23 protein-coding genes and 3 tRNA genes are annotated in these 23,762 nt (G+C 61.4%); 17 read left to right on the top strand and 9 right to left on the bottom strand.

The window, feature by feature from the left end; translation table 11 throughout:
- Nucleotides 1-7 precede the first annotated feature (7 nt).
- The 5 genes from OO258_RS16710 to OO258_RS16690 form a co-directional block, all read right to left on the bottom strand.
- Nucleotides 8-1,300 (bottom strand): virulence factor family protein, encoded by a 1,293-nt coding sequence (locus OO258_RS16710; protein WP_266031702.1) that lies wholly within the window; start codon nt 1,298-1,300, stop codon nt 8-10.
- A complete protein-coding gene (mprF, locus tag OO258_RS16705; protein WP_266031701.1) occupies nt 1,300-3,942 on the bottom strand; it encodes a bifunctional lysylphosphatidylglycerol flippase/synthetase MprF in 2,643 nt (880 codons plus the stop codon). Before mprF ends, OO258_RS16710 begins: the two co-directional genes overlap by 1 nt.
- Before the next feature lie 260 nt (nt 3,943-4,202).
- Nucleotides 4,203-4,279, bottom strand: a tRNA-Met gene (locus tag OO258_RS16700).
- 133 nt (nt 4,280-4,412) lie between these two features.
- Nucleotides 4,413-4,489: transfer RNA gene (locus OO258_RS16695), tRNA-Met, on the bottom strand.
- Between the two features lie 136 nt (nt 4,490-4,625).
- Nucleotides 4,626-4,702 (bottom strand) — tRNA-Met (locus tag OO258_RS16690).
- Between the two features lie 221 nt (nt 4,703-4,923).
- Between OO258_RS16690 and dinB the strand changes: the two genes are divergently transcribed.
- The gene (dinB, locus tag OO258_RS16685) at nt 4,924-5,982 is read left to right on the top strand and encodes a DNA polymerase IV (protein ID WP_177410719.1); all 1,059 of its coding nucleotides are present in this window, start codon (nt 4,924-4,926) and stop codon (nt 5,980-5,982) included.
- A gap of 68 nt (nt 5,983-6,050) precedes the next feature.
- On the opposite strand, the gene OO258_RS16680 is transcribed toward dinB, so the two are convergent.
- The 3 genes from OO258_RS16680 to OO258_RS16670 all read right to left on the bottom strand — a co-directional run bounded on the left by OO258_RS16680 (nt 6,051) and on the right by OO258_RS16670 (nt 10,166).
- Nucleotides 6,051-7,004: a hypothetical protein gene (locus OO258_RS16680; RefSeq protein WP_266031699.1), complete on the bottom strand. Its 954-nt coding sequence runs from the start codon at nt 7,002-7,004 to the stop codon at nt 6,051-6,053.
- Nucleotides 7,005-7,024: 20 nt separating this feature from the next.
- Nucleotides 7,025-8,740: a proline--tRNA ligase gene (locus OO258_RS16675; protein ID WP_266031697.1), complete on the bottom strand. Its 1,716-nt coding sequence runs from the start codon at nt 8,738-8,740 to the stop codon at nt 7,025-7,027.
- A 160-nt stretch (nt 8,741-8,900) separates the two neighbouring features.
- Nucleotides 8,901-10,166 carry an OprD family porin gene (locus tag OO258_RS16670; RefSeq protein ID WP_110743821.1) on the bottom strand — a complete coding sequence of 422 codons (1,266 nt, stop codon included), beginning with the start codon at nt 10,164-10,166 and terminating at the stop codon, nt 8,901-8,903.
- A gap of 690 nt (nt 10,167-10,856) precedes the next feature.
- Between OO258_RS16670 and OO258_RS16665 the strand changes: the two genes are divergently transcribed.
- Both OO258_RS16665 and OO258_RS16660 read left to right on the top strand, forming a co-directional pair.
- Nucleotides 10,857-11,276 (top strand): HIT family protein, encoded by a 420-nt coding sequence (locus OO258_RS16665; protein WP_110743820.1) that lies wholly within the window; start codon nt 10,857-10,859, stop codon nt 11,274-11,276.
- Between the two features lies 1 nt (nt 11,277).
- Nucleotides 11,278-11,484, top strand: coding sequence for a SlyX family protein (locus OO258_RS16660; protein WP_110743819.1), 207 nt, complete (start codon nt 11,278-11,280; stop codon nt 11,482-11,484).
- 83 nt (nt 11,485-11,567) lie between these two features.
- Here the strand turns inward: OO258_RS16660 and OO258_RS27490 are convergent, their stop codons facing one another.
- Nucleotides 11,568-12,161, bottom strand: a complete 594-nt coding sequence (locus OO258_RS27490) for a cold-shock protein (RefSeq protein WP_323054384.1) — start codon at nt 12,159-12,161, stop codon at nt 11,568-11,570.
- Between the two features lie 281 nt (nt 12,162-12,442).
- Between OO258_RS27490 and OO258_RS16650 the strand changes: the two genes are divergently transcribed.
- The 14 genes from OO258_RS16650 to pal all read left to right on the top strand — a co-directional run bounded on the left by OO258_RS16650 (nt 12,443) and on the right by pal (nt 23,756).
- Nucleotides 12,443-12,916, top strand: a complete 474-nt coding sequence (locus tag OO258_RS16650; protein WP_110743817.1) for a Dps family protein — start codon at nt 12,443-12,445, stop codon at nt 12,914-12,916.
- Nucleotides 12,917-13,200: 284 nt separating this feature from the next.
- Nucleotides 13,201-13,530 (top strand): ribbon-helix-helix domain-containing protein, encoded by a 330-nt coding sequence (locus tag OO258_RS16645; RefSeq protein WP_266031692.1) that lies wholly within the window; start codon nt 13,201-13,203, stop codon nt 13,528-13,530.
- 92 nt (nt 13,531-13,622) lie between these two features.
- Nucleotides 13,623-13,844 carry an FmdB family zinc ribbon protein gene (locus tag OO258_RS16640; protein ID WP_003254776.1) on the top strand — a complete coding sequence of 74 codons (222 nt, stop codon included), beginning with the start codon at nt 13,623-13,625 and terminating at the stop codon, nt 13,842-13,844.
- A 93-nt stretch (nt 13,845-13,937) separates the two neighbouring features.
- Nucleotides 13,938-15,713 carry an aspartate--tRNA ligase gene (gene aspS, locus OO258_RS16635; protein ID WP_110743815.1) on the top strand — a complete coding sequence of 592 codons (1,776 nt, stop codon included), beginning with the start codon at nt 13,938-13,940 and terminating at the stop codon, nt 15,711-15,713.
- Between the two features lie 114 nt (nt 15,714-15,827).
- Complete coding sequence (locus OO258_RS16630; protein WP_110743814.1) at nt 15,828-16,574, top strand: YebC/PmpR family DNA-binding transcriptional regulator; 747 nt, start codon at nt 15,828-15,830, stop codon at nt 16,572-16,574.
- A gap of 185 nt (nt 16,575-16,759) precedes the next feature.
- On the top strand, nt 16,760-17,284 hold the full coding sequence (gene ruvC / locus OO258_RS16625) for a crossover junction endodeoxyribonuclease RuvC (RefSeq protein WP_110743813.1): 525 nt from the start codon (nt 16,760-16,762) through the stop codon (nt 17,282-17,284).
- 109 nt (nt 17,285-17,393) lie between these two features.
- Nucleotides 17,394-18,011 carry a Holliday junction branch migration protein RuvA gene (gene ruvA, locus OO258_RS16620; RefSeq protein WP_110743812.1) on the top strand — a complete coding sequence of 206 codons (618 nt, stop codon included), beginning with the start codon at nt 17,394-17,396 and terminating at the stop codon, nt 18,009-18,011.
- Nucleotides 18,008-19,054 (top strand): Holliday junction branch migration DNA helicase RuvB, encoded by a 1,047-nt coding sequence (gene ruvB / locus OO258_RS16615; RefSeq protein WP_266031688.1) that lies wholly within the window; start codon nt 18,008-18,010, stop codon nt 19,052-19,054. The genes ruvA and ruvB overlap by 4 nt, the downstream gene beginning before the upstream one ends.
- Nucleotides 19,055-19,179: 125 nt before the next feature.
- Nucleotides 19,180-19,632, top strand: coding sequence for a tol-pal system-associated acyl-CoA thioesterase (gene ybgC, locus OO258_RS16610; RefSeq protein WP_110743810.1), 453 nt, complete (start codon nt 19,180-19,182; stop codon nt 19,630-19,632).
- 2 nt (nt 19,633-19,634) lie between these two features.
- The gene (tolQ, locus tag OO258_RS16605; protein WP_010952367.1) at nt 19,635-20,330 is read left to right on the top strand and encodes a protein TolQ; all 696 of its coding nucleotides are present in this window, start codon (nt 19,635-19,637) and stop codon (nt 20,328-20,330) included.
- A 14-nt stretch (nt 20,331-20,344) separates the two neighbouring features.
- Nucleotides 20,345-20,797: a protein TolR gene (tolR, locus tag OO258_RS16600; RefSeq protein WP_008090221.1), complete on the top strand. Its 453-nt coding sequence runs from the start codon at nt 20,345-20,347 to the stop codon at nt 20,795-20,797.
- The gene (gene tolA / locus OO258_RS16595; protein WP_004575740.1) at nt 20,797-21,903 is read left to right on the top strand and encodes a cell envelope integrity protein TolA; all 1,107 of its coding nucleotides are present in this window, start codon (nt 20,797-20,799) and stop codon (nt 21,901-21,903) included. The genes tolR and tolA overlap by 1 nt, the downstream gene beginning before the upstream one ends.
- A 26-nt stretch (nt 21,904-21,929) precedes the next feature.
- Nucleotides 21,930-23,201, top strand: a complete 1,272-nt coding sequence (gene tolB / locus OO258_RS16590; RefSeq protein ID WP_218278946.1) for a Tol-Pal system beta propeller repeat protein TolB — start codon at nt 21,930-21,932, stop codon at nt 23,199-23,201.
- 54 nt (nt 23,202-23,255) lie between these two features.
- On the top strand, nt 23,256-23,756 hold the full coding sequence (gene pal / locus OO258_RS16585; RefSeq protein ID WP_003254755.1) for a peptidoglycan-associated lipoprotein Pal: 501 nt from the start codon (nt 23,256-23,258) through the stop codon (nt 23,754-23,756).
- Nucleotides 23,757-23,762: the final 6 nt, after the last annotated feature.

Genomic DNA, 23,762 nt, shown 5'->3' with positions numbered 1-23,762 from the left:
ATCATTGTCAGTTCTGTTCGGCGACGCTGGATTTACCCTGGCGTGTCTCGATCTCACCAATCAAGCGCTTGGCCAGCGCCGGGTAGTTTTCATCAAAGTGGTGCCCCCCAGGCAGCTTCAGGCGTTCACCCACCGCAGTCTTTTCGGTGCAACCGCTTTCATCGGTCTCTTCCACGCCATATATGCACACCACCTTGGAGGCCGGCAACTTGGCCATTTCCGGCCCGGTTGGTGCTTCCTGGCCTTCTTTGCCCAGCCAGCCCTCGACTTCGATCTCGAAGCTGCCGCTGCGGGCAAACGCCAGCAACATCACCGCGTCGACACGTTGCTGGTCCTCTACCGGCAGGCGGTTGTAGATCGCCGGCAGCACATCAGCGCCGAACGAATAGCCGGTCAGTACAAAACGCTTGGTGCCCCATTTTTGCCGGTAATGCTGCATCAGCTCGGACAGGTCGGCCGCGCTTTGTTCTGGCGTCTTGTGCTGCCAGTAATAGCGCAGCGTATCGATACCTACCACCGGGTAGCCCAGCTTGGCCATTTCGCCGGCAACATCACGGTCCAGGTCGCGCCAGCCGCCGTCACCGGAGAGGAACAGGGTGACCGTGTCAGTGGTTTGCCCGGCCGGCACTTCGACTACCGGGATGGCCAAGGCGTTGCCGTCGTGACCGACCAGGGCCTGGGTCAATTGCGACTTGAGCACTTGCGGCAGGTGGATGTCGTAGTCGCTGATGCTGGTTTCGGCATTGGCCTGGTCGCGCACGAAAGCGGCGCTGGCGTCATCCGGGTTGTCGTTCCAGGCGACGTTCCAGTGGCCATGGGCCGCGGATTTTGGCAGCGGCGCCTGGCAGCCAGGTTGCTCGACAGTGAAGTCCACGGATATGGCCCGGGCCTTGTCATCATTCTGACTGGCCAGCCAGCGCCATGCCTGGGCGGCACCGGGGCCGATACCGGCGACCAGCGTAGGTTTCTCCGGCAGCTGGCTCAGCGCATGGTCCATGGCCTGCTGCTGCTTGCTGCAGTCGTTCGGCGGCAGGATCACCTGCACCAGTTGGGCCTCACCGGCCTGGGCCAGGTCCATCAGTTGCTTGTCGGTCAGGGCCTGCTCCTGGGGCACGCCGATGGCCACTCGGGCCTTCGGGTGTACACCAGGTGTAACGCGGGTGATGCTGGTGTCATCGATCCTGAGTTGCTCCAAGCGCGCCTCGGGGGCCGGGCGTGTCCACAGCCAGAACGCCAGCGCGCCCCCCAGCGCAGCCATCAGCAGGGGAACCAGCAAGTACAGCCAAAAGCGTCGGGTCATCAACGTTTCACCAATCCAGTCAAGCCGCCTGCGATCAGGGCGGCGGTGTCGGCCAGTGCCACCAGCGGGTCAAGCCCGGCCGGCACGGCCATGTAGCGGGGTTCCCAGTCCGGTTGGAATTTGTCCTTGAAGCGTCTTAGCCCCTGGAAGTTGTAAAGCTGTTCGCCACGGCGGAACACCATCGACCCCAAGCGCTGGGTCAAGGGTGCGCCACGTCGCGGCTGCAGGCCGGAAAGCGGTACCATGCCCAGGCTGAAGCGCGCGTACTCATGGCTTTTGTAGTGCAGGATCAGGCCAATCATCATGAACTCCATGGTCAGCTTCGGTGCCTCGGGGTGCGCTCGCATCAGGTCAAGGCTGGCCAGTTCGTTGCCATGGGTTTCCAGCAGGTTGGCGAAGGCCACCGGGTGGCCCTGGAAGCGAATCAGGGCGATGCGAAAGTGTTGCAGGTAGTCCGCGCTGAAGCGCCCCAGGGAAAAGCCTTTCTCGCGCACGTTCTTGCCGCCTAGCCAGGCATCGGAAATTTCCTTCAGCTCTGCCAGCGGTGCATGCCCCGGTTCGTGGATTTCCAGGCTCAGGCCATCGCGGCCACCGCGGTTCCAGGTGTAGCGCAGGTCCTTCATTTCCTTGCCCTTGGCTTCCAGGTCGAAGCGGCGCAAGTCGACCCGGGCTTCTTCACCCAGCTTGAGCGCGGTCAGACCGATGTCCATGTAGAACGGCAGGTTTTCGGCGCGCACCTGGTAGAACACCGGTCGGGCGTGGTGCAGGTCGCACAGGTCGCGGAACTGCCAGATCATTTCGGCGCGCTCCTGGGCCGGCCCGATCGGGTCGTATAGCGCCACCAGGCTGCGGCCGCGCCGGGCGTACATGAGGAACGCGTTGTCACGTGGGTGGAACAGCAGCGCTTTGTCGCCGGTCAGCGCCAGGCCACCGTCGGGCTGCTCGGAAGCCAGCAGGATACGGTTGGCGCGTTGCAGCTCTTCTTCATCAGGCAGGTGGATAACGGGTGGCGCGGTGCGCAGCAGCCAGGTCAGCGCCACGGCCGCCAGCAGCAAGGCACTGCCCATGGCGGCGCGCAGGCCCCGTGGCGCGTCGGCATCGAGGGTGAACTGCCACCACAGTTGATGGCTGTAAGGGACATCCTGGTAGGCGAACAGCAGCAACCACACCGATGCGCCGACTGCGCAGGCGCTGGCCACCAGAAAGACCGGCGAGAATGGAAGCTCCAACAGGCGGCTGGGGCGGTAGAACGAGCGACGGAACAGGGCGAGCAGGGCAGCCGTGAAGGTCAGCAGGCAGGCCTCTTCCCAGTCGAAGCCCTTGAGCAGTGACAGCAGGGCGCCGACTAGCAACAGCACGGTGGTCAACAGCCAGGCGGCAGACAGGCGCCGGCGCAGGCCCTGGGCCAACAGCAAGCACAGCACACCGATCAGGCTGGCGCCGAAGTGCGAGGCATCGATCAGCCGGTGTGGCACAAGGAAGCCCATGTGCTCCAGGCGGGTGTCGATTTCGGGGGTGGCGCCAGAGAACAGCAGCACCACGCCGGACAGAAACACCAGAATCGACAGGATGGGGGCGGCCAGCCCCGAGGCGGCCTTGATGGCCTGTTGCGCGAACAGCAGGCGCCGGGCTTCGTTGGCCAGCAGCAGCACACAGGCCAGCAGCAGCGGCAGTACCACGTAGATCAACCGGTACAGCAGCAGGGCAGCGGCCAGCGGTGCCGCGCCGAGTTGGTCGGCAAAAGCTGCCAGCAGAATCGCTTCGAACACCCCGACGCCGCCCGGTACGTGGCTGAGCACACCCGCAGCCAAGGCCAGCAAGTAAACCAGCACGAACGCGCCGAAAGGTGGTGCTTCGGGCAGCAGCAGGTACAGCACGGTGGCGGCTGCCGCCACATCCAGCGCAGTGATCAGCAATTGCAGGGCAGCCAGGCGCGCCCCCGGCAGGCGCAGCGTGCGCCGGCCAAGTTGTACCAGCAGGTTGTTGGCCAGCGGCTGTTCGGCCAGGCGCCGGCGATACAAGCCAGTCACCAACAGGGCAGACGCTACCAGCACGGTGCCGGCGACAGCGGCCAACAGGCCGGCTGGCAGACCCAGCGCGGTCGAGGCAGCCGGCAGGTCGCTCAAGGTTGCCAAGGCAGCCAGGGGCGGCAGCGCGCAGCCCAGCGACAGGCTGGCAAACACGGTCATGCGCGCGACTTCCGCCGCACCAAGGCCTTGGCGCGCATACAGACGGTAACGTACTGAGCCGCCGGATAGCATCGACAGGCCAATGGCATTGCCGATGGCAAAAGCGCTGAAACCACCCAGCACCAGGCTGCGTGCAGGCAATTTGACCCCGGCATAGCGGCTGGCCGACCACTCGTAACCTAGCAGGATAACGAAGCCCAACACGGTCGCCACGAAGGCGCCGAGCAACGACTGTGCGGGCACGCTAAGCATGGCATCGTGCAGGGCATAGATGTCGAGTTCGCTCAGCAGGTGGCGGCAGGCAATCAACCCCATGGTGAACAGCACCAGGGTCACCACCAGGCCGATGGGCTGGCGGTAGCGGCTCAGGCGTTCAAGCCAGGGCAGGCGCTGCACAGCACCCGGCAGTGCCGAGGCGAGTGGCACCGGAGGTTCGGGATTGTGGGAAGTCATGAGTGGCCCCGGGCATGCAGCGCGAGGTGAAGGAAAGGTGCGGCCAAGTGAAAGTCCCTTTGGAAAACGTATCCAATGTTACTCCGGGCTCAGGCGCTTTCGGGGGCCTGGCAGGGTTAAAGATAGTTCATCCTGGGTGTGACGCCTCAAGCCTGCGGGTTGGCTGGACGGCGGGCAAAATCGGGGGGCGAAAAGCAGGAAGGGTAGAAACAACAAACCCCGCGCTGCTGTTACACAGGCGGGGTTTGTTCTGACGAATATGGTTGCGGGAGCCGGATTTGAACCGACGACCTTCGGGTTATGAGCCCGACGAGCTACCAGGCTGCTCCATCCCGCGTCAGAGGTGCGCATTCTACAGCTTGGTGATTGTGTGTCAAGCGCCAAGTGTTTATTTACCCATGTTTTTTTGCTGCAGTTTTCCGCAGGCAAAGAAAAAGGCCACTGTGTTAACAGTGGCCTTATCTTGAATCTGGTTGCGGGAGCCGGATTTGAACCGACGACCTTCGGGTTATGAGCCCGACGAGCTACCAGGCTGCTCCATCCCGCGTCAGTGGGGCGAATTCTACAGTTTGTAGCTTGGGTGTCAAGCGCTAATGTTTGATTTTCAACGCTTTTTTACCAGCAGGTAGTTTCTGCAGACAAAGAAAAAGGCCACTGCGTTAACAGTGGCCTTTTCTCGAATCTGGTTGCGGGAGCCGGATTTGAACCGACGACCTTCGGGTTATGAGCCCGACGAGCTACCAGGCTGCTCCATCCCGCGCCTGTGAGATCGAATTCTACGGATTTGCTCCACGATGTCAAGCAAATACTTTGGAAAATCCTTTTTTGTTCAATCCCTTAGCGCTCTATAACCGGGTCCAACTCAGGCAGGGCGGGGCTTTCAGGCCGATTATCGCCAGGCGGGGCCGCTGAGCTGTTTCAAAACAGGACGCATGCGATACTATCTGTATGAATTTACAGTGCTGACGGTCATCCATGTCCTTGCGCAAGATCATCCACGTCGACTGCGATTGCTTTTATGCCGCGATCGAGATGCGTGACGACCCGCGCCTGGCCGGGCGGCCCATGGCGGTGGGTGGCTCGCCCGAGAATCGTGGGGTGATCGCCACCTGTAACTATGAAGCGCGTGCCTACGGTGTGCGCTCGGCGATGTCGTCGCGGCATGCACTGAAACTGTGCCCCGACCTGTTGATCGTCAAGCCGCGTTTCGAAGCCTACCGTGAGGCCTCGCGGGAAATCCACACCATCTTTCGCGACTACACCGAGCTGATCGAGCCTTTGTCGCTGGATGAGGCCTATCTGGATGTGAGCGAAAGCCAGTGGTATGCCGGCAGTGCCACACGCATTGCCGAGGATATTCGCCGGCGTGTGGCGCGCACCCTCCATATCACCGTGTCGGCGGGGGTGGCGCCGAACAAGTTCTTGGCCAAGATCGCCAGCGACTGGCGCAAGCCCAACGGGTTGTTCGTGATTACGCCGGGTGAAGTGGAAGCGTTCGTCGCCGCCTTGCCAGTGGCCAGGTTGCACGGCGTGGGCAAGGTGACGGCGGAAAAACTGACCCGCCTGGGCATTGAAACCTGCCTGGAGTTGCGTGAGTGGTCGCGGCTGGCGCTGGTGCGCGAGTTTGGCAGTTTTGGTGAGCGCTTGTGGGGGCTGGCGCGGGGTATCGATGAGCGTGCGGTACACAACGACAGCCGGCGTCAGTCGGTCAGCGTGGAAAACACCTACGACACCGACCTGCCGGACCTGGCCAGTTGCCTGGCGCGGCTGCCCGAGTTGCTGGACAGCCTAAACGAGCGTATTGCCCGCATGGACAACAGTTACCGGCCAGACAAACCGTTCGTCAAGGTCAAGTTCCATGATTTCAGCCAGACCACCATGGAGCAGGCGGGAGCGGGGCGGGATCTGGAGAGTTATCGGCAGTTGCTGGCCCAGGCGTTCGCTCGCGGCAGCAAGCCGGTGCGCTTGCTGGGGGTGGGGGTGAGGTTGCGCGACTTGCGCGGGGCGCATGAACAGCTGGAGCTGTTCCCGCCTATATAAAGAAGGCGACTTGCGCGGTCCCCGCTGCATCGACCGCGCAAGCCCGCAAAACTATGCGAAAAGCCGGGTTATTGCACCCCTGGATCAGCCACCAGCCGCCCTGTAGCCTTGGTCAACGACTGCAAGAACTCCTGCTGCAGTTCCGGATCGTTGCGGGTCAGTTCGATCAGGCTCTGTTCCATTTCGCTGGCTTCTTCTTCAAGCCCCAGCTCTGACAGGCGCTTGACCCGGTGTACCCACTGGCCTACATCGTCATCTTCAAGGTCATCGAAGATCAGTTCATGGGCTTCGAGCAGCTTGTTGCGCAGGTTGGCGCTGACCAGCAGGCTGGCGTCGCCCCGTACTGCGTTGTCCTCGTCGAGCACCTGCAGGTGCAAGGTACCGATGTGGTTGAGGTTCTGTTCGGAGAACGGGCTGTCGAGCAGGTTCAGGCGCAGCACGCCATTGCGGTCGGTAGTCAGTTCGTGGGTCATCTTGCCGGCCTTGACCGCGACCAGGCGTTCGCTCCAGGGCACGCTGGTGGACTCCTCGCGCTTGCCTTTCTGCACCTCGCTGATACCGGCCAGGTTCTGCTGGGCACGGCCGTTGGACGCCACGTTCATGAACGGGTTGAGCCCGTCCACGCCGTAGCTCAACCAATCGTGGGTGATGCTTTGCGGCAGGTTGCCCAAGGCGAATACGTTGACCACGTTGGCGCCGACACCCGCCACCACAGCCACTGCGCCCAGCGGGATCTCGTAGACCTCCCGCCAGGGCTGGTAAGGCGTGTAGCGGTCGTAGCTGCGGGTGACTTCGAACTCGGTGACTTCGAAGCGCTTTTGCTCGTGCACGCGCACACGCCGTTGCGGAAGCTCCATCACCTTCGGCTCGCCGACATCGATCTGCAGGGTGTGCTCGAGCAGTTTGCGCTCGACGCGCTCCTCATGGTCGCTGCGCTGGGACATCTGGTTGGCGCAGCCGCTGACGAGCAGGGCGCCGCACAGTGCGGCCCCCCCAAGGGTAAAGGTACTTCGCTTGTACATGATCACTCGTGCATTGGTTATCAGCGGCGAACGCGGGCCTGCAGGAAGGTCAGCACTTCATCGAGCGGCAACGCCTGGGCGTCCTGCTCGGTGCGGTGCTTGTACTCCAGGTTGCCTTCGGCCAGGCCGCGATCGCTGACGACGATGCGGTGCGGGATACCGATCAGCTCCATGTCGGCAAACTTGATGCCTGGGCTGGTCTTCTTGTCGCGGTCGTCCAGCAGCACTTCGAAGCCGGCAGCAGTCAATTCGGCGTACAGCTTGTCGGTTGCCTCGCGGACCACCTCGGTTTCATAGCGCAGCGGTACCAGAGCGATCTGGAACGGGGCCAGGGCGTCGTTCCAGATGATGCCCTTGTCGTCATAGCTCTGCTCGATGGCAGCGGCGACCACGCGGGAAACACCGATGCCGTAGCAGCCCATCGACAGAACCACCGGCTTGCCGTTCTCGCCCAGCACCTGGCACTTCAGTGCCTCGCTGTACTTGGTACCCAGCTGGAAGATGTGGCCCACTTCAATGCCGCGCTTGATCACCAGGGTGCCCTGGCCGTCCGGGCTTGGGTCGCCTTCGACCACGTTACGCAGGTCGGCAACCTGTGGTACCGGCAGGTCGCGCTCCCAGTTGACGCCGAAGTAGTGCTTGTCGTCGATGTTGGCGCCAATGCCGAAGTCGCTCATCAGGGCAACCGAGCGGTCGATGATGATTTCCAGTGGCAGGTTGAGCGGGCCGAGCGAGCCGGCACCGGCGCCAATGGCGTCGCGCAGTTCGGCTTCGGTAGCCATGACCAACGGTTCGGCAACCTGTTCCAGCTTGGTGGCCTTGATTTCGTTCAGTTCGTGGTCGCCACGGACGATCAGGGCAATCAGCTTGCCTTCTTCGGCGCCGCGCACGATCAGAGTCTTGACGGTCTTTTCGATCGGCAGGCCGTGGTGCTCCACCAACTGGGCGATGGTCTTGGCATTCGGGGTGTCGACCAGGCGCAGCTCCTCGGTAGGGGCTGGGCGCACGGTTTCACGCGGGATGGCTTCGGCCTTCTCGATGTTGGCGGCGTAGTCGGAGCTGTCGCTGAAGATCACGTCGTCTTCGCCGGACTCGGCCAGTACGTGGAACTCGTGCGAGTAGCTGCCACCGATCGAGCCGGTATCGGCCTGCACTGGGCGGAAGTCCAGGCCCAGGCGGGTGAACACGTTGCTGTACGCCTGGTGCATGCGGTCGTAGGTTTCCTGCAGGGAAGCCTGATCGGCATGGAACGAGTAGGCGTCCTTCATGATGAACTCGCGGCCGCGCATCAGGCCGAAGCGCGGGCGGATTTCGTCACGGAACTTGGTCTGGATCTGGTACATGTTGAGCGGCAGCTGTTTATAGCTGGACAGCTCGTTACGGGCCAGGTCGGTGATCACTTCTTCGTGGGTAGGGCCAACGCAGAAGTCGCGCTGATGGCGGTCCTTCAGGCGCAGCAGCTCGGGGCCGTATTGCTCCCAACGACCGGACTCCTGCCACAGTTCGGCAGGCTGGATGCTCGGCATCAGCACTTCCAGGGCGCCGGCGGCGTTCATTTCCTCACGCACCACGGCCTCGACCTTGCGCATTACCCGCAAGCCCATCGGCAGCCAGGTGTACAGGCCGGAGGCCAGTTTGCGGATCATGCCAGCACGCAGCATGAGCTGATGGCTGATGACCACTGCGTCGGCAGGGGTTTCTTTCTGGGTGGCGAGCAAATATTGACTGGTGCGCATGGTTAGCCGTGTCGATTGCCTAAGACGTTGAAATAGCCCCGCATTGTACGGGGGGGAAACGAAGGCGTACAGGATGCCCCAGGCGGTGACACTTGTCAGCCAAGAAAAAGCCCGGCGTGATCGCCGGGCTTTTTCAGGTGCGGGGCACTGCAAGCCAGGCTTACAGGATGCTCAGCGGGTACTCCACGATCAGGCGCAGTTCGTCGATCGATGGGGAATCGTAGTAAACGCCATCGGAAGAACGGTAGGTGGCCTGACGCACGCGGAAGCTCAGGTCTTTCGCCGGGCCTTCCTGCAGCACGTACTTGATGTCGACGTCGCGTTCCCATTCTTTGCCGTTGCTGGTGCCAGCGACGTTGGCGTCGGTACCACGTACATAACGGGTCATGAAGGTCAGGCCTGGAATGCCGTATTCGGCAAAGTTCAGGTCGTAGCGAGCCTGCCAGGATTTCTCGTCTTCGGCGTTGAAGTCGGAACGAGCCACGGAGTTGGCCAGGAAGATGGTGCCGCCACCGTCGATACCATAACCATAATCGCCGTCGCCGGTGACTTTCTGGTAGGCCAGGGTGAAGGTGTGAGCGCCGATGTTGTAGGCGCCCGACAGGCTGAACGCGCGGTTGTCCAGCTTGTCGCCATCGAAGGCGCGGTACTCGGCAGAGCCTTCGCTCTTGGTGTCGTAGATGTTGAAGTCGAACACCAGGCCTTGGTTGTCGGAGATTGGCATCGCCCAGTTGACGTTGGCGTAGTATTTGCGCCAGTAGTCTTCAACCTTCGAGTAGTACAGGCTGGTGCTGAGGTTGTCGGTGAAGGCGTAGGTGCCACCGACCACGTTGGCTTCTTTCAGGCCGAAGCTGTCGCGGTTGGTTTGTTCTTGGGCAGTCAGGCTGGTGAAATGGCCAGCGTGCAGGGTCAGCCCTTCGATCTCGTTGCTGGTGATCAAGGTGCCCTGGGCGATTTCTGGCAGCAGGCGGCTGTCATCGGTGGCGAAGACCGGCAGCGCGGTGAACTGGTCACCCACTTTCAGCACGGTGTCGGAGATGCGGAATTTGACCGCGCCGCCGCCCTTGGAGTAGTCATCCTGCGAACGGCCGTCGGAACCGGTCGGGAACAGGCCGGTATTGGCGCGACCCTTGCCGCTGTCCAGTTTCAGGCCGAGCATGCCGATGGCGTCGACACCTACACCCACGGTGCCTTGGGTGAAGCCGGACTCGAAGGTGCCGACGAAGCCCAGGCCGGTTTCTTCACGGCGGCTCTGACCGCCTTCGTTGTTGCGGAAGTCACGGCTGAAATACAGCATGCGGGTCTTGACGCTCAGCTTGCTGTCTTCGATGAAACCTTTGGACTCGTCCTGTGCCGAGGCCATTGCCAACTGCGAGGTCCCTGCCGAAACGGCCAGGGCGATCATGCTCCACTTCATCACGCGCATCGTGATTTGCTCCTTTGGTTTTTAGGAAGAGTACCGCTGCGTCCATGTGTTTTAGTTATATGGGGCAGCTCTTTCTTGTTATGTCGGCGAAAATGTATAGCACGCTGACTGTTGTTGGCGATATGGCTATAAGTACTCTTTGCGGAACTTTTTCACCATGTCGCTTTTAGGTATTTCCATGTCGCAAATCACGCCTCGGTTCAAGGGTTGTACAACCCCAACGCTGTACCTTTCACCGTAACGAACTTGTAACTACCGATCCGGGGCAGAAAATTCCCTGGTAACCAATGCCGCTGTTGTCATTTGTCGCGTGCATCTGACGTTGCAGATGTCGTGCCGACTTGGCGTGAAGGGAATGCAACAAGCGTGCTCAAAATTCGCAACAGTTCATGAAATTTTCACAAAACCTGCTACCGGGGGTCGGAAAGTGCCGTAAACACGGGGTGAGGGCTGGTTGAGGGCGTGTTGGTGTCGAGAATCATTAAAATTTAAAAAGCTGCCATGCAAGTCAAGGTGTTACCGCAATTTCTTCATCCGTAGTGTTTTGTGTGGTCGCAAGTGTGGAGAGCGTGGACAGTCGGCCTCATTTTGGTGCGAAAAGTAGCGCTGTGTTACCGGGAACGTGCAAGGTATCCTTGCAGCCCTGTTTTCCGCCTGAAGCGGGATGGTTTTGCCTGAAGGAGATAACCCGTGTTCATCCTCGATTCGCGATTGCAGCAGGATTCTCTGGTGCTGGGGGAGTTTGCGCTGTGCCAATTGCTGCTGAGCAAGGATGCCAATTACCCCTGGTTCATCCTCGTGCCCAAGCGCGCCGGCATCAGTGAACTGTTCGAGCTGGAGGCGGCCGAGCAGCAGCAGTTGTGGCAGGAAACCACCCTGCTGGCAGAAGCGCTGAAGGTCAGCTACGGCGCCGACAAGATGAATGTGGCCACCCTGGGCAATGTGGTCAGCCAGTTGCACATGCATGTGATCGTGCGTCGGCGTGACGATGCTGCCTGGCCGGCACCGGTTTGGGGCAAATGCCCGGCTGTGGCGTACACCGATGCCCAGTTGCAAGCCATTCGCCAGCGCCTGCGCGGGCTGCAGCTTGCCGGCTATCAGGAGGCCTGAGATGTCGCTGGAAATGCGTATGGTCGAACTGGAAACCCGCCAGGCGTTCCAGGATGACACGATCCAGGCGTTGAATGACGTGGTGGTCGAGCAAGGGCGGGTGATCGAGCGCCTGCAAATGCAGATGGCCGAGCTGATCAAACGTTACGAAGAGATGGTTGGCCAGTACGGCAGCGAAGGGGAAGAAGCGCCGCCGCCGCATTACTGATGCGAGGCACCGTCCACAGGTATTGCGCCGCGCTCAAAGCCTGCGCAATACCTGTGAGGGCTGGTTGGTCGCCGCTGGCGTCGTCAGCGGCGGGTAACTGCCACCACGTCTTCTGCCTGCAGGCCTTTGTCGCGGTGCATCACCGAGAACTCCACGCGCTGGCCTTCGACCAGGATGCGGTGGCCCTCGCCGCGAATGGCGCGGAAGTGCACGAAGATGTCATCGCCCGAATCGCGGGAAATGAAGCCGAAGCCTTTCGACGTGTTGAACCACTTCACCGTACCGGTATCCCGGTTGCCGACATCTTGTGCTGCGTGCTGGGCGCTGCGTGCCTTGCGCGGGCTGCGGGCAAAACCCACCGCCAGGTGCAGGGCTACGGCCAGCGTGGCGCAGACCAGCGCCGCCAGGTTGCCCATTTCCGGGCGCGCCAGCAGGGTCAGGGTCTGCAGTACCACGGCCACCACCAACAGGGCGCATGCCAGGTGTTGCAGTTGCTGGCGCGCGCCGCGGTAATACAGAGGCACGACCGGTGCCAGGACCAGGTTGAGCAGGCCTAGCAAGGCCAGGTAGACCGCGTCGGGTTGCTGCAGGAAGGGTGTTGCATCGGTTTTCAGACTGGGTATGAGCGATAGCAGCAAGGCTGCCACGCCCGTCACCAGATGGACGATCTTGAACATGGGGTTGGCTCACAGTTGATTAGGCCGATCACAGGAAGAGCTGGCAGCACGGTGCGCATGAGGTGTAGAGCGCGAACACGTGGCAAGCCAGCCTATGCACCCGGCAATGACAGTCCGCACGGGTGGCACGCTGCCTATTTAACAGTAAAGCCGCAGGCTACTCAAACCGCGGGCCGCCCGGCGGCCGATGTGTTGCGCCATGTCACATGCGGCATGCGCCAAGTGTTGCTACAGTGGTCGGCGCCCGCTTGAGTCTCAAGCCTTATGGAAAGGGGAACTTCATGGCAATCGATATCGGTATCAGTGAAGAAGATCGCAAGTCCATCGTCGATGGGCTGTCCCGCCTGTTGTCGGATACCTACGTGCTGTATCTGAAAACCCATAACTTTCACTGGAACGTCACCGGCCCGTCCTTCCGCACCTTGCACCTGATGTTTGAAGAGCAGTACACCGAACTGGCACTGGCGGTCGACTCGATCGCCGAGCGGATCCGTGCGCTCGGCTTTCCGGCACCGGGGTCGTACGCATTCTATGCGCGGCACTCGTCGATCAAGGAGGAGGAAGGAGTGCCGGCTGCGGAAGAGATGATCCGCCAGCTGGTGCAGGGGCAGGAAGCCGTGGTGCGTACCGCTCGCAGCATTTTCCCGGTGGTGGACAAGGTCAGTGACGAGCCGACTGCCGACCTGCTGACCCAGCGCATGCAGGTGCACGAGAAAACCGCCTGGATGCTGCGGGTGCTGCTCGACGGCAAGTAATTGTTCGGGTGAATGTAACCCTGTGGGGGCGGGTTTGCCCGCGAAGCAGGCGCTGCGATGGATGGCACGGGCTTTGCCCGTGTTCGCGGGGCAAGCCCGCTCCCACAGGGATGCCCGGATTCTAGAAAGTGAGCAAGCCAGTTGCTCCAGCCTGGTCAACCTGCCCAAAGGTGTGACAATCCGGCAGGTTTTGCTTTTTGTGCAGGAACATTTTGCCGCTGCTTTAAGCGCGCCCGTCAGCGCTTCATAGGCCACCTGGTACCTGTGACGAGGAAGTGTGGCGCATGATGCAAGCGAGCAAGCGTGTGGCTGGCCAGGGCAGTTGGCCGGGAAAACAGTGCATTGATCCGTTCAAGGCGGATTTAGACATGTTGCAGACCCAGCCAGTGTCGCGCTCGGTGCGGCTCAACGGCTTTTCCACCTGCCTGCGCCTGGAGGCCGTCTACTGGGGCATTCTCGAGCGCATCGCCGCCGCCAACCGCTGCTCGGTCAGTGCGGTGTTGTCCTACGTAGACCGCGAGGTCCACCTGCGCCAGGGTGGAGTGCGCAATTTCAGCGGGTTGATCCGGGTAATCTGCGTGGCATGGCTGCAAGACCCGCCAAGTGTGCGTTGATCGCCGGGCGGGCTGCGCAGTGCCTGTTAACCATATATAATCCCGCTTTTTGCTGCCCCGGCAGCCAGCGTTGTGGTTGACGAGAGACACCCATGCCCCTTTATGACTATCAATGTGCATCCTGCGAGCACCGCATGGAAGTGCTGCAGAAGATCAGCGCCGCGCCGCTGACCGATTGCCCGGCCTGTCAGGCGCCAGCGCTGAAGAAGCTGCTGTCGGTGCCAGGCTTTCGCCTGAGCGGAAATGGTTGGTACGAAACCGACTTCAAGACCGGGGCGAAAAAGAATCTGGCAGGCGGCGACAAGGCCGACTGAGTTGAATGCTGTGACCGGGTCTTGCAGTATTAGCCCTCTGGGCGGCCAAGGCCTCCACCGAATACACGAATCACGAGAAGCGAAACCACCATCATGATGCGCAGCCATTATTGCGGCCAACTGAACGAGAGCCTGGACGGCCAGGAAGTCACCCTTTGCGGCTGGGTCCATCGTCGCCGCGACCACGGCGGGGTGATCTTCCTCGACATCCGTGACCGCGAAGGCATGGCCCAGGTCGTGTTCGACCCGGATCGCGCCGAAACCTTCGCCGCCGCCGACCGCGTGCGCAGCGAATACGTCGTACAGATCACCGGCAAGGTCCGCAAGCGCCCTGAAGGTGCAGTGAATGCCAACATGGCCTCCGGTGCCATCGAGATCCTCGGCTACCAGCTGACCGTGCTCAACGAGGCGGAAACCCCGCCGTTCCCGCTGAACGAGTACTCCGACGTCGGTGAGGAAACCCGCCTGCGTTACCGCTTCATCGATCTGCGTCGCCCGGAAATGGCTGAAAAGCTGCGCCTGCGTTCGCGCATCACCAGCAGCATCCGTCGCTTCATGGATGACAACGGCTTCCTCGACGTCGAAACGCCGATCCTCACCCGTGCCACTCCGGAAGGCGCGCGCGACTACCTGGTCCCAAGCCGTACCCATGCCGGTAGCTTCTTCGCCCTGCCGCAGTCGCCCCAGCTGTTCAAGCAGCTGCTGATGGTCGCCGGCTTCGACCGCTACTACCAGATCGCCAAGTGCTTCCGTGACGAAGACCTGCGTGCCGACCGCCAGCCAGAATTCACCCAGATCGACATCGAGACCAGCTTCCTCGATGAAAGCGAGATCATGGGCCTGACCGAAAGCATGATCCGCAAGCTGTTCAAGGAAGTGCTCGACCTGGAATTCGGCGAATTCCCGCACATGACCTTCGAAGAAGCCATGCGCCGCTACGGTTCCGACAAGCCAGACCTGCGTAACCCGCTGGAACTGGTCGACGTTGCCGACCAGCTGAAGGATGTCGACTTCAAGGTGTTCGCCGGCCCGGCCAACGATCCGAAGTGCCGTGTGACCGCCCTGCGTCTGCCAGGCGGTGCCAGCATGCCGCGCAGCAAGATCGACGAGTACACCAAGTTCGTGGGCATCTACGGTGCCAAGGGCCTGGCCTACATCAAGGTCAACGAGCGCGCTAAGGGTGTCGAAGGCCTGCAGTCGCCTATCGTCAAGAACATCCCTGAGGCCAACCTCAACAACATCCTCGACCGCGTGGGTGCCGTTGACGGTGACATCGTGTTCTTCGGTGCCGACAAGTTCAAGGTGGTCAGCGAAGCCCTGGGCGCGCTGCGTATCCGCCTGGGTCACGACTTCGAGCTGCTGACCTGCGAATGGGCGCCGATGTGGGTCGTCGACTTCCCGATGTTCGAAGAGAACGAAGACGGCAGCTTCACCGCGCTGCATCACCCGTTCACCGCGCCGAAGTGCACCCCGGAAGAGCTCGAGGCCAACCCGGCCACCGCGCTGTCGCGTGCCTACGACATGGTGCTGAACGGTACCGAACTGGGTGGCGGTTCGATCCGTATCCACCGTAAAGAGATGCAACAGGCAGTATTCCGCCTGCTGGGCATCGAGGCAGCGGAACAGGAAGAGAAGTTCGGCTTCCTGCTCGACGCCCTGAAGTTCGGTGCACCGCCTCACGGTGGCCTGGCCTTCGGCCTGGATCGCCTGGTCATGCTGATGACCGGCGCCCAGTCGATCCGTGAAGTGATCGCCTTCCCGAAAACCCAGAGCGCTGCGTGCGTCATGACCCAGGCCCCTGGCCTGGTCGACGCCAAGGCCCTGCGCGAGCTGCACATCCGACTGCGCGAACAGACCAAAGTCGAGTAAGCAGTCCCCGGGCGCATCCACATGATGCGCCCTTTGCGTTCCGGCGCAGGCATTTTCCCGCCCCGCCCCGTCATGGGGCGGGGCTGTTTGTGAGTCAAAGGATTCGGAGTCGTTATGGCTGGTCATTCCAAGTGGGCGAACATCAAGCACCGCAAAGAGCGCCAGGATGCCAAGAGAGGCAAGGTCTTCACCAAGTGGATCCGCGAACTGACGGTCGCTGCAAAGCAGGGCGGGCCTGACCCGGCTTCCAACCCGCGCCTGCGCCTGGCGCTGGACAAGGCCCTGGGCGCCAACATGAGCCGCGACATTATCGATCGCGCCGTGGCCCGTGGTGCCGGCACCAACGAAAGCGACAACGTCGAAGAACTCAGCTACGAGGGTTACGGCCCGGGTGGCGTGGCGATCATGGTCGAAGCCATGACCGACAACCGCAACCGTACCGCCGCCGCTGTGCGCCATGCCTTCACCAAGTGTGGCGGCAACCTCGGCACCGACGGCTCAGTGGCCTACCTGTTCGAGCGCAAGGGGCAGATCAGCTTTGCCCCAGGCGTGGACGAAGACGCGTTGATGGAAGCGGCGATGGAAGCCGATGCCGATGACGTGGTAGCCAACGACGACGGTTCGTTCGAGGTGTTCACATCGTTCAACAGCTTCTACGCGGTGCGTAATGCCCTGGAAGAAGCCGGCTTCAAGGCGGCTGACGCGGAAATCGTCATGCAGCCGACCACCAGCGCCGAACTCGATCAGGATGGTGCCGAGAAGGTGCTCAAGCTGATCGACATGCTCGAAGACCTGGATGACGTGCAGAACGTCTACTCCAACGCCCAGATTTCCGATGAGATCATGGAAAACCTCGGTTAAGGTGATTTGGCATTTTGTGCCAACTCTGAGCGTTTGATAGCGCCTGTGCCGGCCCTTTCGCGGGTAAACCCGCTCCTACAGGTATTACGCCCATTTCAAATGTGGTGCAGTACCTGTAGGAGCGGGTTTACCCGCGAAAGGGCCGGCGCAGTTTGTAGAGATGCATCATTTTTTCGACGGGCTTTATGACTCTGATTCTAGGTATCGACCCCGGCTCGCGCATCACCGGCTATGGCGTGGTACGCCAGACCGCCCGTGGTTGCGAGTACGTGGCGTCGGGCTGTATCCGCACCGGCAGCGGTGAGTTGCACGAACGGCTGCAGATCGTTTTTCGCGGTGTCAGTGAAATCATCGCCCTCCACGGCCCAGTGACCATGGGCATCGAGCGCGTGTTCATGGCCCGCAATGCCGACTCGGCGCTCAAGCTCGGCCAGGCCCGTGGCGCGGCTATCGTCGCGGCTGCCGAGGCTGGCCTGGAAATCGCCGAATACAGCGCCACTCAGGTGAAGCAGGCCGTGGCCGGCACCGGGGGAGCCAACAAGGAGCAGGTGATGATGATGGTCATGCACTTGCTGAAACTGACGCAAAAGCCGCAGATCGACGCCTCTGACGCCCTGGCGATTGCACTGTGCCACGCCCACACCCGTTCCAGCCTGGTCCCCCATGGCCTCGCCACGGCTCGGCGACGCGGCGGGCGCTTGCGTCTTTGAGCGCTTCATGCGCAGATACAAAATTTGTCTGGGTGAAGCATTCACCCGCTGAATTTGCTGATAGGGTTGAGCGGTCTTTGACCGGCTCCCCGAGAGGAAGGATCGGAACGTGATTGGACGTTTGCGCGGCACCCTGGCGGAAAAACAGCCGCCGCACCTGATTATCGACGTCAACGGCGTGGGTTACGAACTGGAAGTTCCCATGACCACGCTGTACCGTCTGCCCAAAGTGGGCGAAACCGTCACTGTGCACACCCACCTGGTCGTGCGCGAAGACGCCCACCTGCTCTACGGTTTTGCCGAAAAGCGCGAGCGCGAGCTGTTCCGTGAGCTTATCCGCCTGAACGGCGTGGGGCCGAAGCTGGCCCTGGCGCTGATGTCCGGCCTGGAAGTGGACGAGTTGGTGCGCTGCGTGCAGGCCCAGGACACTTCTGCCCTGGTGCGCGTGCCTGGTGTCGGCAAAAAGACCGCCGAACGCCTGCTGGTCGAGCTCAAGGACCGCTTCAAGGCCTGGGAAACTTCCCCGGCCATGTTCACCCTGGTCTCCGACGGGCCATTGCCGGTCGCCAGCGAGTCCAGCGCTGAAGCCGATGCGGTCAGTGCCCTGGTTTCGCTGGGTTACAAGCCACAGGAAGCCAGCAAGGCTATCGCCGCGATCAAGGACAAGGCCGGCCTCAGCAGTGAAGAACTGATCCGCCGCAGCCTGAAAGGGATGATTACCAAGTGATCGAAGCCGACCGCCTGATCGCCGCCAGTGGCCGCGACCGTGAAGAAGTCCAGGACCGGGCGATTCGTCCGCTCAGCCTGGACGATTACATCGGCCAGCCGGTGGTGCGCGAGCAGATGGCACTGTTCATCCAGGCCGCCCGTGGCCGCAGTGAGTCGCTCGATCACACGCTTATCTTCGGCCCGCCAGGTTTGGGCAAGACCACCCTGGCCAACATCATCGCCCATGAAATGGGTGTGTCGGTTAAAAGCACCTCGGGGCCTATTCTGGAGCGCCCGGGCGACCTGGCGGCCATGCTGACCAACCTCGAACCGCACGACGTGCTGTTCATCGACGAGATCCACCGCCTTTCACCGGTCGTCGAAGAGGTCTTGTACCCGGCCATGGAAGACTTCCAGCTCGACATCATGATCGGCGAAGGTCCGGCGGCCCGTTCGATCAAGCTCGACCTGCCACCGTTCACCCTGGTCGGCGCCACTACCCGGGCGGGTATGCTCACCAACCCGCTGCGTGACCGCTTCGGTATCGTTCAGCGCCTGGAGTTCTACAGCGACAAGGACCTGGCTACCATCGTCAGCCGGTCGGCCAATATCCTTGGCCTGGCCATCGAAGACCAGGGGGCCTACGAAATCGCCCGCCGGGCGCGCGGCACGCCGCGGATCGCCAACCGCCTGCTGCGCCGCGTGCGTGACTATGCCGAGGTGCGCGGCAAGGGCCAGATCACCAAGGCCGTGGCCGACATGGCGCTGAACCTGCTGGACGTCGACGAGCGCGGTTTCGACCATTCCGACCGCCGCCTGCTGCTGACCATGATCGAGAAGTTCGATGGTGGCCCGGTGGGTGTGGACAACCTGGCCGCAGCCATCAGCGAAGAGCGCCATACCATCGAAGACGTGCTCGAGCCGTACCTGATTCAGCAGGGCTACATCATGCGTACCCCGCGCGGTCGCGTGGTCACCCGTCATGCTTACCTGCACTTCGGCCTGAATATTCCAGGGCGCCTGGGGGAGGGTGGTGATTTTTCCGAGCCGGGCGATGAATGACAGATCAAAACCGACTTTTCGTGGTCCTACCGCTGGCATGCCCTTGGTGCGCTGGCAATAAGACATTAATGAAGCAAAAACAGTTGCCGCAGCGGATTGGCAAGCTGAGGAGTAAGCACTAGAGTATGCGCGCGCAAAATGGCCTGGAACCGTTCGCACACCGTTGTCGCGTCTATTACGAAGATACCGATGCCGGTGGCGTGGTGTATTACGTCAATTACCTGAAATTCATGGAGCGCGCGCGCACCGAACGCCTGCGGCACCTGGGCTTTTCCCAGTCGCTTCTGGCCGAAGACAACCTGCTGTTCGTGGTCCATTCCAGCGAAGCGCGCTATCACGCGCCGGCGCGGCTGGACGACGAACTGCGAGTCACCGCGCAAGTACTTGAACTCAATCGCGCCAGCCTGCGTTTCGTACAGCAGGTCTGGCGGGAAAAGGATGAAACGCTGCTCTGCGAAGGGCAGTTCCTGGTGGCCGCAGTGCGCGCCGATACTTTCAAACCCCGAGCCATACCTCCCCAGCTGCGCGACGCCTTTGCGGCGGACGGCTCGGGTAATCAATCGAATGCAGGAGAATAAGCGTGGAAGCTAACGTCGTCGACCATACCTCCATGTGGAGTCTGGTCAGCAATGCCAGCGTGGTGGTACAGCTGGTAATGCTGACCCTGGTGGCCGCATCGGTCACTTCATGGATCATGATCTTCCAGCGCAGCACCATGCTGCGCGCCGGTCGTCGTGCGCTGGATGCCTTCGAGGAGCGCTTCTGGTCGGGCATCGATCTGTCCAAGCTGTACCGTCAGGCAGGCAGCAACCCAGACCCGGATTCGGGCGTCGAGCAGGTGTTCCGTGCCGGCTTCAAGGAATTCTCGCGCCTGCGCCAGCAGCCGGGCGTTGACCCTGACGCGGTCATGGAAGGCGTTGGCCGTGCCATGCGCGTTGCCATTTCGCGCGAGGAAGAAAAACTCGAGCAGAGCCTGCCGTTCCTGGCCACCGTCGGTTCCACCAGCCCGTACATCGGCCTGTTCGGTACCGTATGGGGCATCATGAACTCCTTCCGCGGCCTGGCCAGCGCCCAGCAGGCCACCCTGGCCACGGTTGCCCCGGGTATCGCCGAAGCACTGATCGCCACCGCCATCGGCCTGTTCGCAGCGATCCCGGCAGTTATTGCCTACAACCGTTTCGCCGCGCGCAGCGAAGTGCTGATCGGCCGTTACTACACCTTCGCCGATGAGTTCCAGGCGATCCTGCACCGCAAAGTGCACACCAGCGAAGAGTAATCAGGTAAAAGCCCATGGCCCGAGTTCGCCACAAACGCAAGCCCGTCGCCGAGATGAACGTGGTGCCCTACATCGACGTGATGTTGGTGCTGCTGGTCATCTTCATGGTGACGGCGCCCATGCTCAACCAGGGCGTGAAGGTCGACCTGCCCAAGGTTTCCAGCGAAGCCTTGCCGCAGGACAACAACGTCCAGATCCTCACCATTTCCATCAAGGCCGACAAGACCTATTACTGGAACCTCGGCAGCGAAGTCGACACCGACAAGCAGATGGACAAGGCCATGACCTTGCCCGACATGACCAGTGCCGTGACCAAGATCATTGCCGCCGGCCGTGACCAAGGCAAGCAGACCCAGGTGTTCATTCGTGGCGACAAGGCTGTCGACTATGGCGCGGTCATGGGGGCCATGGGCGGGTTGCAAAAGGCCGGTGTCGGTAACGTTGGCCTGATTACCGAGGCGCCCTGATGCAACAGCGAGAGCCATCCGCCTCGGAAAGCTACTTCTGGCCCAGTGTCTGGGCCATCGGCCTGCATGTGCTGGTGTTCGCCCTGCTGTTCGTCAGTTTTGCCATGACGCCTGAGCTGCCGCCATCCAAGCCGATCGTTCAGGCTACCCTGTATCAGCTCAAGTCCAAGAGCCAGGCGACCACCCAGACCAATCAGAAGATTGCCGGGGAAGCGAAGAAAACCGCCTCGCGCCAGACCGAAGTCGAGCAGCTTGAACAGAAGAAGGTCGAGCAAGAGGCCGTGAAGGCCGCGGAACAAAAGAAAGCCGACGCCGCTCAAAAGGCCGAAGAGGCTCGCGAGGCCGCTGAAGCCAAAAAAGCCGAGGCCGCTGAAGCCGCCAAGGCTGCCGAGGCGAAGAAAGCCGCCGAAGCCAAGAAGGCCGACGAGGCGAAGAAAGCCGCCGAGAAGCAGCAGGCCGACATCGCCAAGAAGAAGGCCGAGGACGAAGCGAAGAAAAAAGCCGAAGAAGAGGCCAAGAAAGAGGCCGCTGAAGAGGCGAAGAAGCAAGCCGCCGAGGACGCCAAGAAAAAGGCAGCCGAAGAGGCCAAGAAAAAAGCAGCCGAGGACGCCAAGAAGAAAGCGGCGGCCGAGGATGCGAAGAAGAAGGCAGCTGAAGAGGCCAAGAAAAAGGCCGCTGCAGACGCCCAGAAGAAAAAGGCACAGGAAGCGGCCCGCAAGGCGGCAGAAGACAAGAAAGCCCAGGCCCTGGCCGAGCTGTTGTCCGATACCACCGAGCGGCAGCAGGCGCTGGCCGACGAGCAGGGTGACCAGGTGGCCGGCGACTTCGACGACCTGATCCGCATGCGCGCGGCCGAGGGCTGGGCACGTCCGCCTTCCGCGCGCAAGGGCATGACGGTGGTCCTGCAGATCAACATGTTGCCGGACGGTACCATCACCAGTGTCAGCGTGGCCCGGTCCAGTGGTGACGGCCCGTATGACAGTTCGGCGGTGGCTGCGGTGAAGAACATTGGTCGTTTGACCGAGATGCAGGGTATGAAGCCGAGCGATTTCAACCAATATCGTTCGTTCAAGATGACATTTACACCTGAGGATCTAGCGTTGTGATTAAACGTCTGAGAGGACTGCTGGTCATGCTCTGCTGCGTGGCAGGCATGGCGGTGGCAGAAGAAAAGAACATCCTGGTTACCAGCGGCAGCGACCGGGCCACGCCCATCGCGGTAGTGCCGTTCGGTATGCAGGGCGGTAGCGTGTTGCCCGAAGACATCGCCGACATCATCGGCAACGACCTGCGCAACTCTGGCTACTATTCGCCGATTCCACGGCAGAACATGATCAGCCAGCCGTCGCAGGCCAGCGAAGTGATCTTCCGTGACTGGAAAGCCCTGGGCGCCCAGTACGTGATGGTTGGCAGCATCGTGCCGTCGGGCGGTCGCCTGCAGGTGCAGTACGCGCTGTTCAACGTCGCCACCGAGCAGCAAGTGCTGACCGGTAGCGTTGCTGGCAGCACCGACCAGCTGCGCGACATGGCGCACTACATTGCCGACCAGTCGTTCGAGAAGCTCACCGGCATCAAGGGTGCGTTCTCCACCCGCATGCTGTACGTGACGGCCGAGCGTTTCTCTACCAACAACACCCGCTACACCTTGCAGCGTTCCGACTACGACGGTGCGCGTGCCGTGACCCTGCTGCAATCGCGCGAGCCAATCCTGTCGCCGCGCTTTGCGCCGGATGGCAAGCGCATCGCCTACGTTTCGTTCGAGCAGAAGCGCCCACGTATCTTCGTGCAGAACATCGACACCGGTCGTCGCGAGCAGGTGACCAACTTCGAAGGCCTGAACGGCGCACCTGCCTGGTCGCCGGACGGTTCGCGCCTGGCATTCGTGCTGTCCAAGGATGGCAACCCGGACATCTACGTGATGAACGTGGCTTCGCGCCAGATCAGCCGGGTAACGGCAGGCCCGGGTATCAATACCGAACCGTTCTGGGGTAAAGACGGCAACACCCTTTATTTCACTTCCGACCGTGGCGGCAAGCCGCAGATCTACAAACAGTCGGTCAGTGGCGGTGGCGCCGAGCGTGTAACCTTCGTGGGTAACTACAACGCCAACCCGAAACTTTCGGCTGACGAAAAGACCCTGGTGATGATTCATCGCCAACAGGGCTTTACCAACTTTAAAGTGGCCGCACAGGACTTGCAGCGCGGAAGTGTAAAGATTCTGTCTGAAACAAGTCTTGATGAGTCTCCCACTGTTGCGCCTAACGGCACCATGCTAATCTACGCCACCCGCCAGCAGGGCCGGGGAGTCTTGATGCTCGTGTCGCTTAATGGCCGCGTGAGGCTCCCACTTCCTACCGCTCAAGGCGAAGTCAGAGAACCGTCCTGGTCCCCTTACCTGAACTGATTGCGGCGTAATACGTTTTGCTTAACACACTGGGGTTTCATTAGGAGTTTCACGATGGAAATGCTGAAGTTTGGTAAATTTGCTGCGCTGGCTCTGGCCATGGCTGTAGCTGTAGGTTGCTCCTCGAAGGGCGGTGACAACGCAGGCGAAGGCGCTGCTGTAGATCCTAACGCTGGCTACGGTGCCAACACTGGCGCAGTTGACGGCTCCCTGAGCGAAGAAGCCGCCCTGCGCGCAATCACCACCTTCTACTTCGAATACGACAGCTCGGACCTGAAGCCAGAAGCCATGCGCGCTCTGGACGTTCACGCCAAGGACCTGAAAGCCAACGGCAACCGCGTTGTCCTGGAAGGCAACACCGACGAGCGCGGCACCCGCGAGTACAACATGGCTCTGGGTGAGCGTCGTGCGAAAGCCGTTCAGCGCTACCTGGTTCTGCAGGGCGTTTCCCCTGCTCAGCTGGAACTGGTTTCCTACGGCGAAGAGCGTCCAGTTGCTACCGGCAACGACGAGCAGTCCTGGGCTCAGAACCGTCGCGTAGAACTGCGTAAGTAAGTTCTT

This window comes from Pseudomonas sp. DCB_BI (assembly GCF_026240995.1).
Lineage (GTDB): Bacteria > Pseudomonadota > Gammaproteobacteria > Pseudomonadales > Pseudomonadaceae > Aquipseudomonas.
The sequence above is the reverse complement of the archived record's forward strand: the minus strand, read 5'-3'. Positions and strand labels throughout refer to the sequence as shown.

Excerpts from the sequence above, each read along its gene's own strand:
- OO258_RS16710 (WP_266031702.1), bottom strand. The coding sequence starts at position 1,300 with ATGACCCGACGCTTTTGGCTGTACTTGCTGGTTCCCCTGCTGATGGCT.
- mprF (WP_266031701.1), bottom strand. The coding sequence starts at position 3,942 with ATGACTTCCCACAATCCCGAACCTCCGGTGCCACTCGCCTCGGCACTG.
- OO258_RS16680 (WP_266031699.1), bottom strand. The coding sequence starts at position 7,004 with ATGTACAAGCGAAGTACCTTTACCCTTGGGGGGGCCGCACTGTGCGGC.
- OO258_RS16675 (WP_266031697.1), bottom strand. The coding sequence starts at position 8,740 with ATGCGCACCAGTCAATATTTGCTCGCCACCCAGAAAGAAACCCCTGCC.
- OO258_RS16670 (WP_110743821.1), bottom strand. The coding sequence starts at position 10,166 with ATGCGCGTGATGAAGTGGAGCATGATCGCCCTGGCCGTTTCGGCAGGG.
- OO258_RS16660 (WP_110743819.1), top strand. The coding sequence starts at position 11,278 with ATGTCGCTGGAAATGCGTATGGTCGAACTGGAAACCCGCCAGGCGTTC.
- OO258_RS27490 (WP_323054384.1), bottom strand. The coding sequence starts at position 12,161 with ATGTTCAAGATCGTCCATCTGGTGACGGGCGTGGCAGCCTTGCTGCTA.
- OO258_RS16650 (WP_110743817.1), top strand. The coding sequence starts at position 12,443 with ATGGCAATCGATATCGGTATCAGTGAAGAAGATCGCAAGTCCATCGTC.
- OO258_RS16645 (WP_266031692.1), top strand. The coding sequence starts at position 13,201 with ATGATGCAAGCGAGCAAGCGTGTGGCTGGCCAGGGCAGTTGGCCGGGA.
- OO258_RS16640 (WP_003254776.1), top strand. The coding sequence starts at position 13,623 with ATGCCCCTTTATGACTATCAATGTGCATCCTGCGAGCACCGCATGGAA.
- aspS (WP_110743815.1), top strand. The coding sequence starts at position 13,938 with ATGATGCGCAGCCATTATTGCGGCCAACTGAACGAGAGCCTGGACGGC.
- OO258_RS16630 (WP_110743814.1), top strand. The coding sequence starts at position 15,828 with ATGGCTGGTCATTCCAAGTGGGCGAACATCAAGCACCGCAAAGAGCGC.
- ruvC (WP_110743813.1), top strand. The coding sequence starts at position 16,760 with ATGACTCTGATTCTAGGTATCGACCCCGGCTCGCGCATCACCGGCTAT.
- ybgC (WP_110743810.1), top strand. The coding sequence starts at position 19,180 with ATGCGCGCGCAAAATGGCCTGGAACCGTTCGCACACCGTTGTCGCGTC.
- tolR (WP_008090221.1), top strand. The coding sequence starts at position 20,345 with ATGGCCCGAGTTCGCCACAAACGCAAGCCCGTCGCCGAGATGAACGTG.
- tolA (WP_004575740.1), top strand. The coding sequence starts at position 20,797 with ATGCAACAGCGAGAGCCATCCGCCTCGGAAAGCTACTTCTGGCCCAGT.
- tolB (WP_218278946.1), top strand. The coding sequence starts at position 21,930 with ATGCTCTGCTGCGTGGCAGGCATGGCGGTGGCAGAAGAAAAGAACATC.
- pal (WP_003254755.1), top strand. The coding sequence starts at position 23,256 with ATGGAAATGCTGAAGTTTGGTAAATTTGCTGCGCTGGCTCTGGCCATG.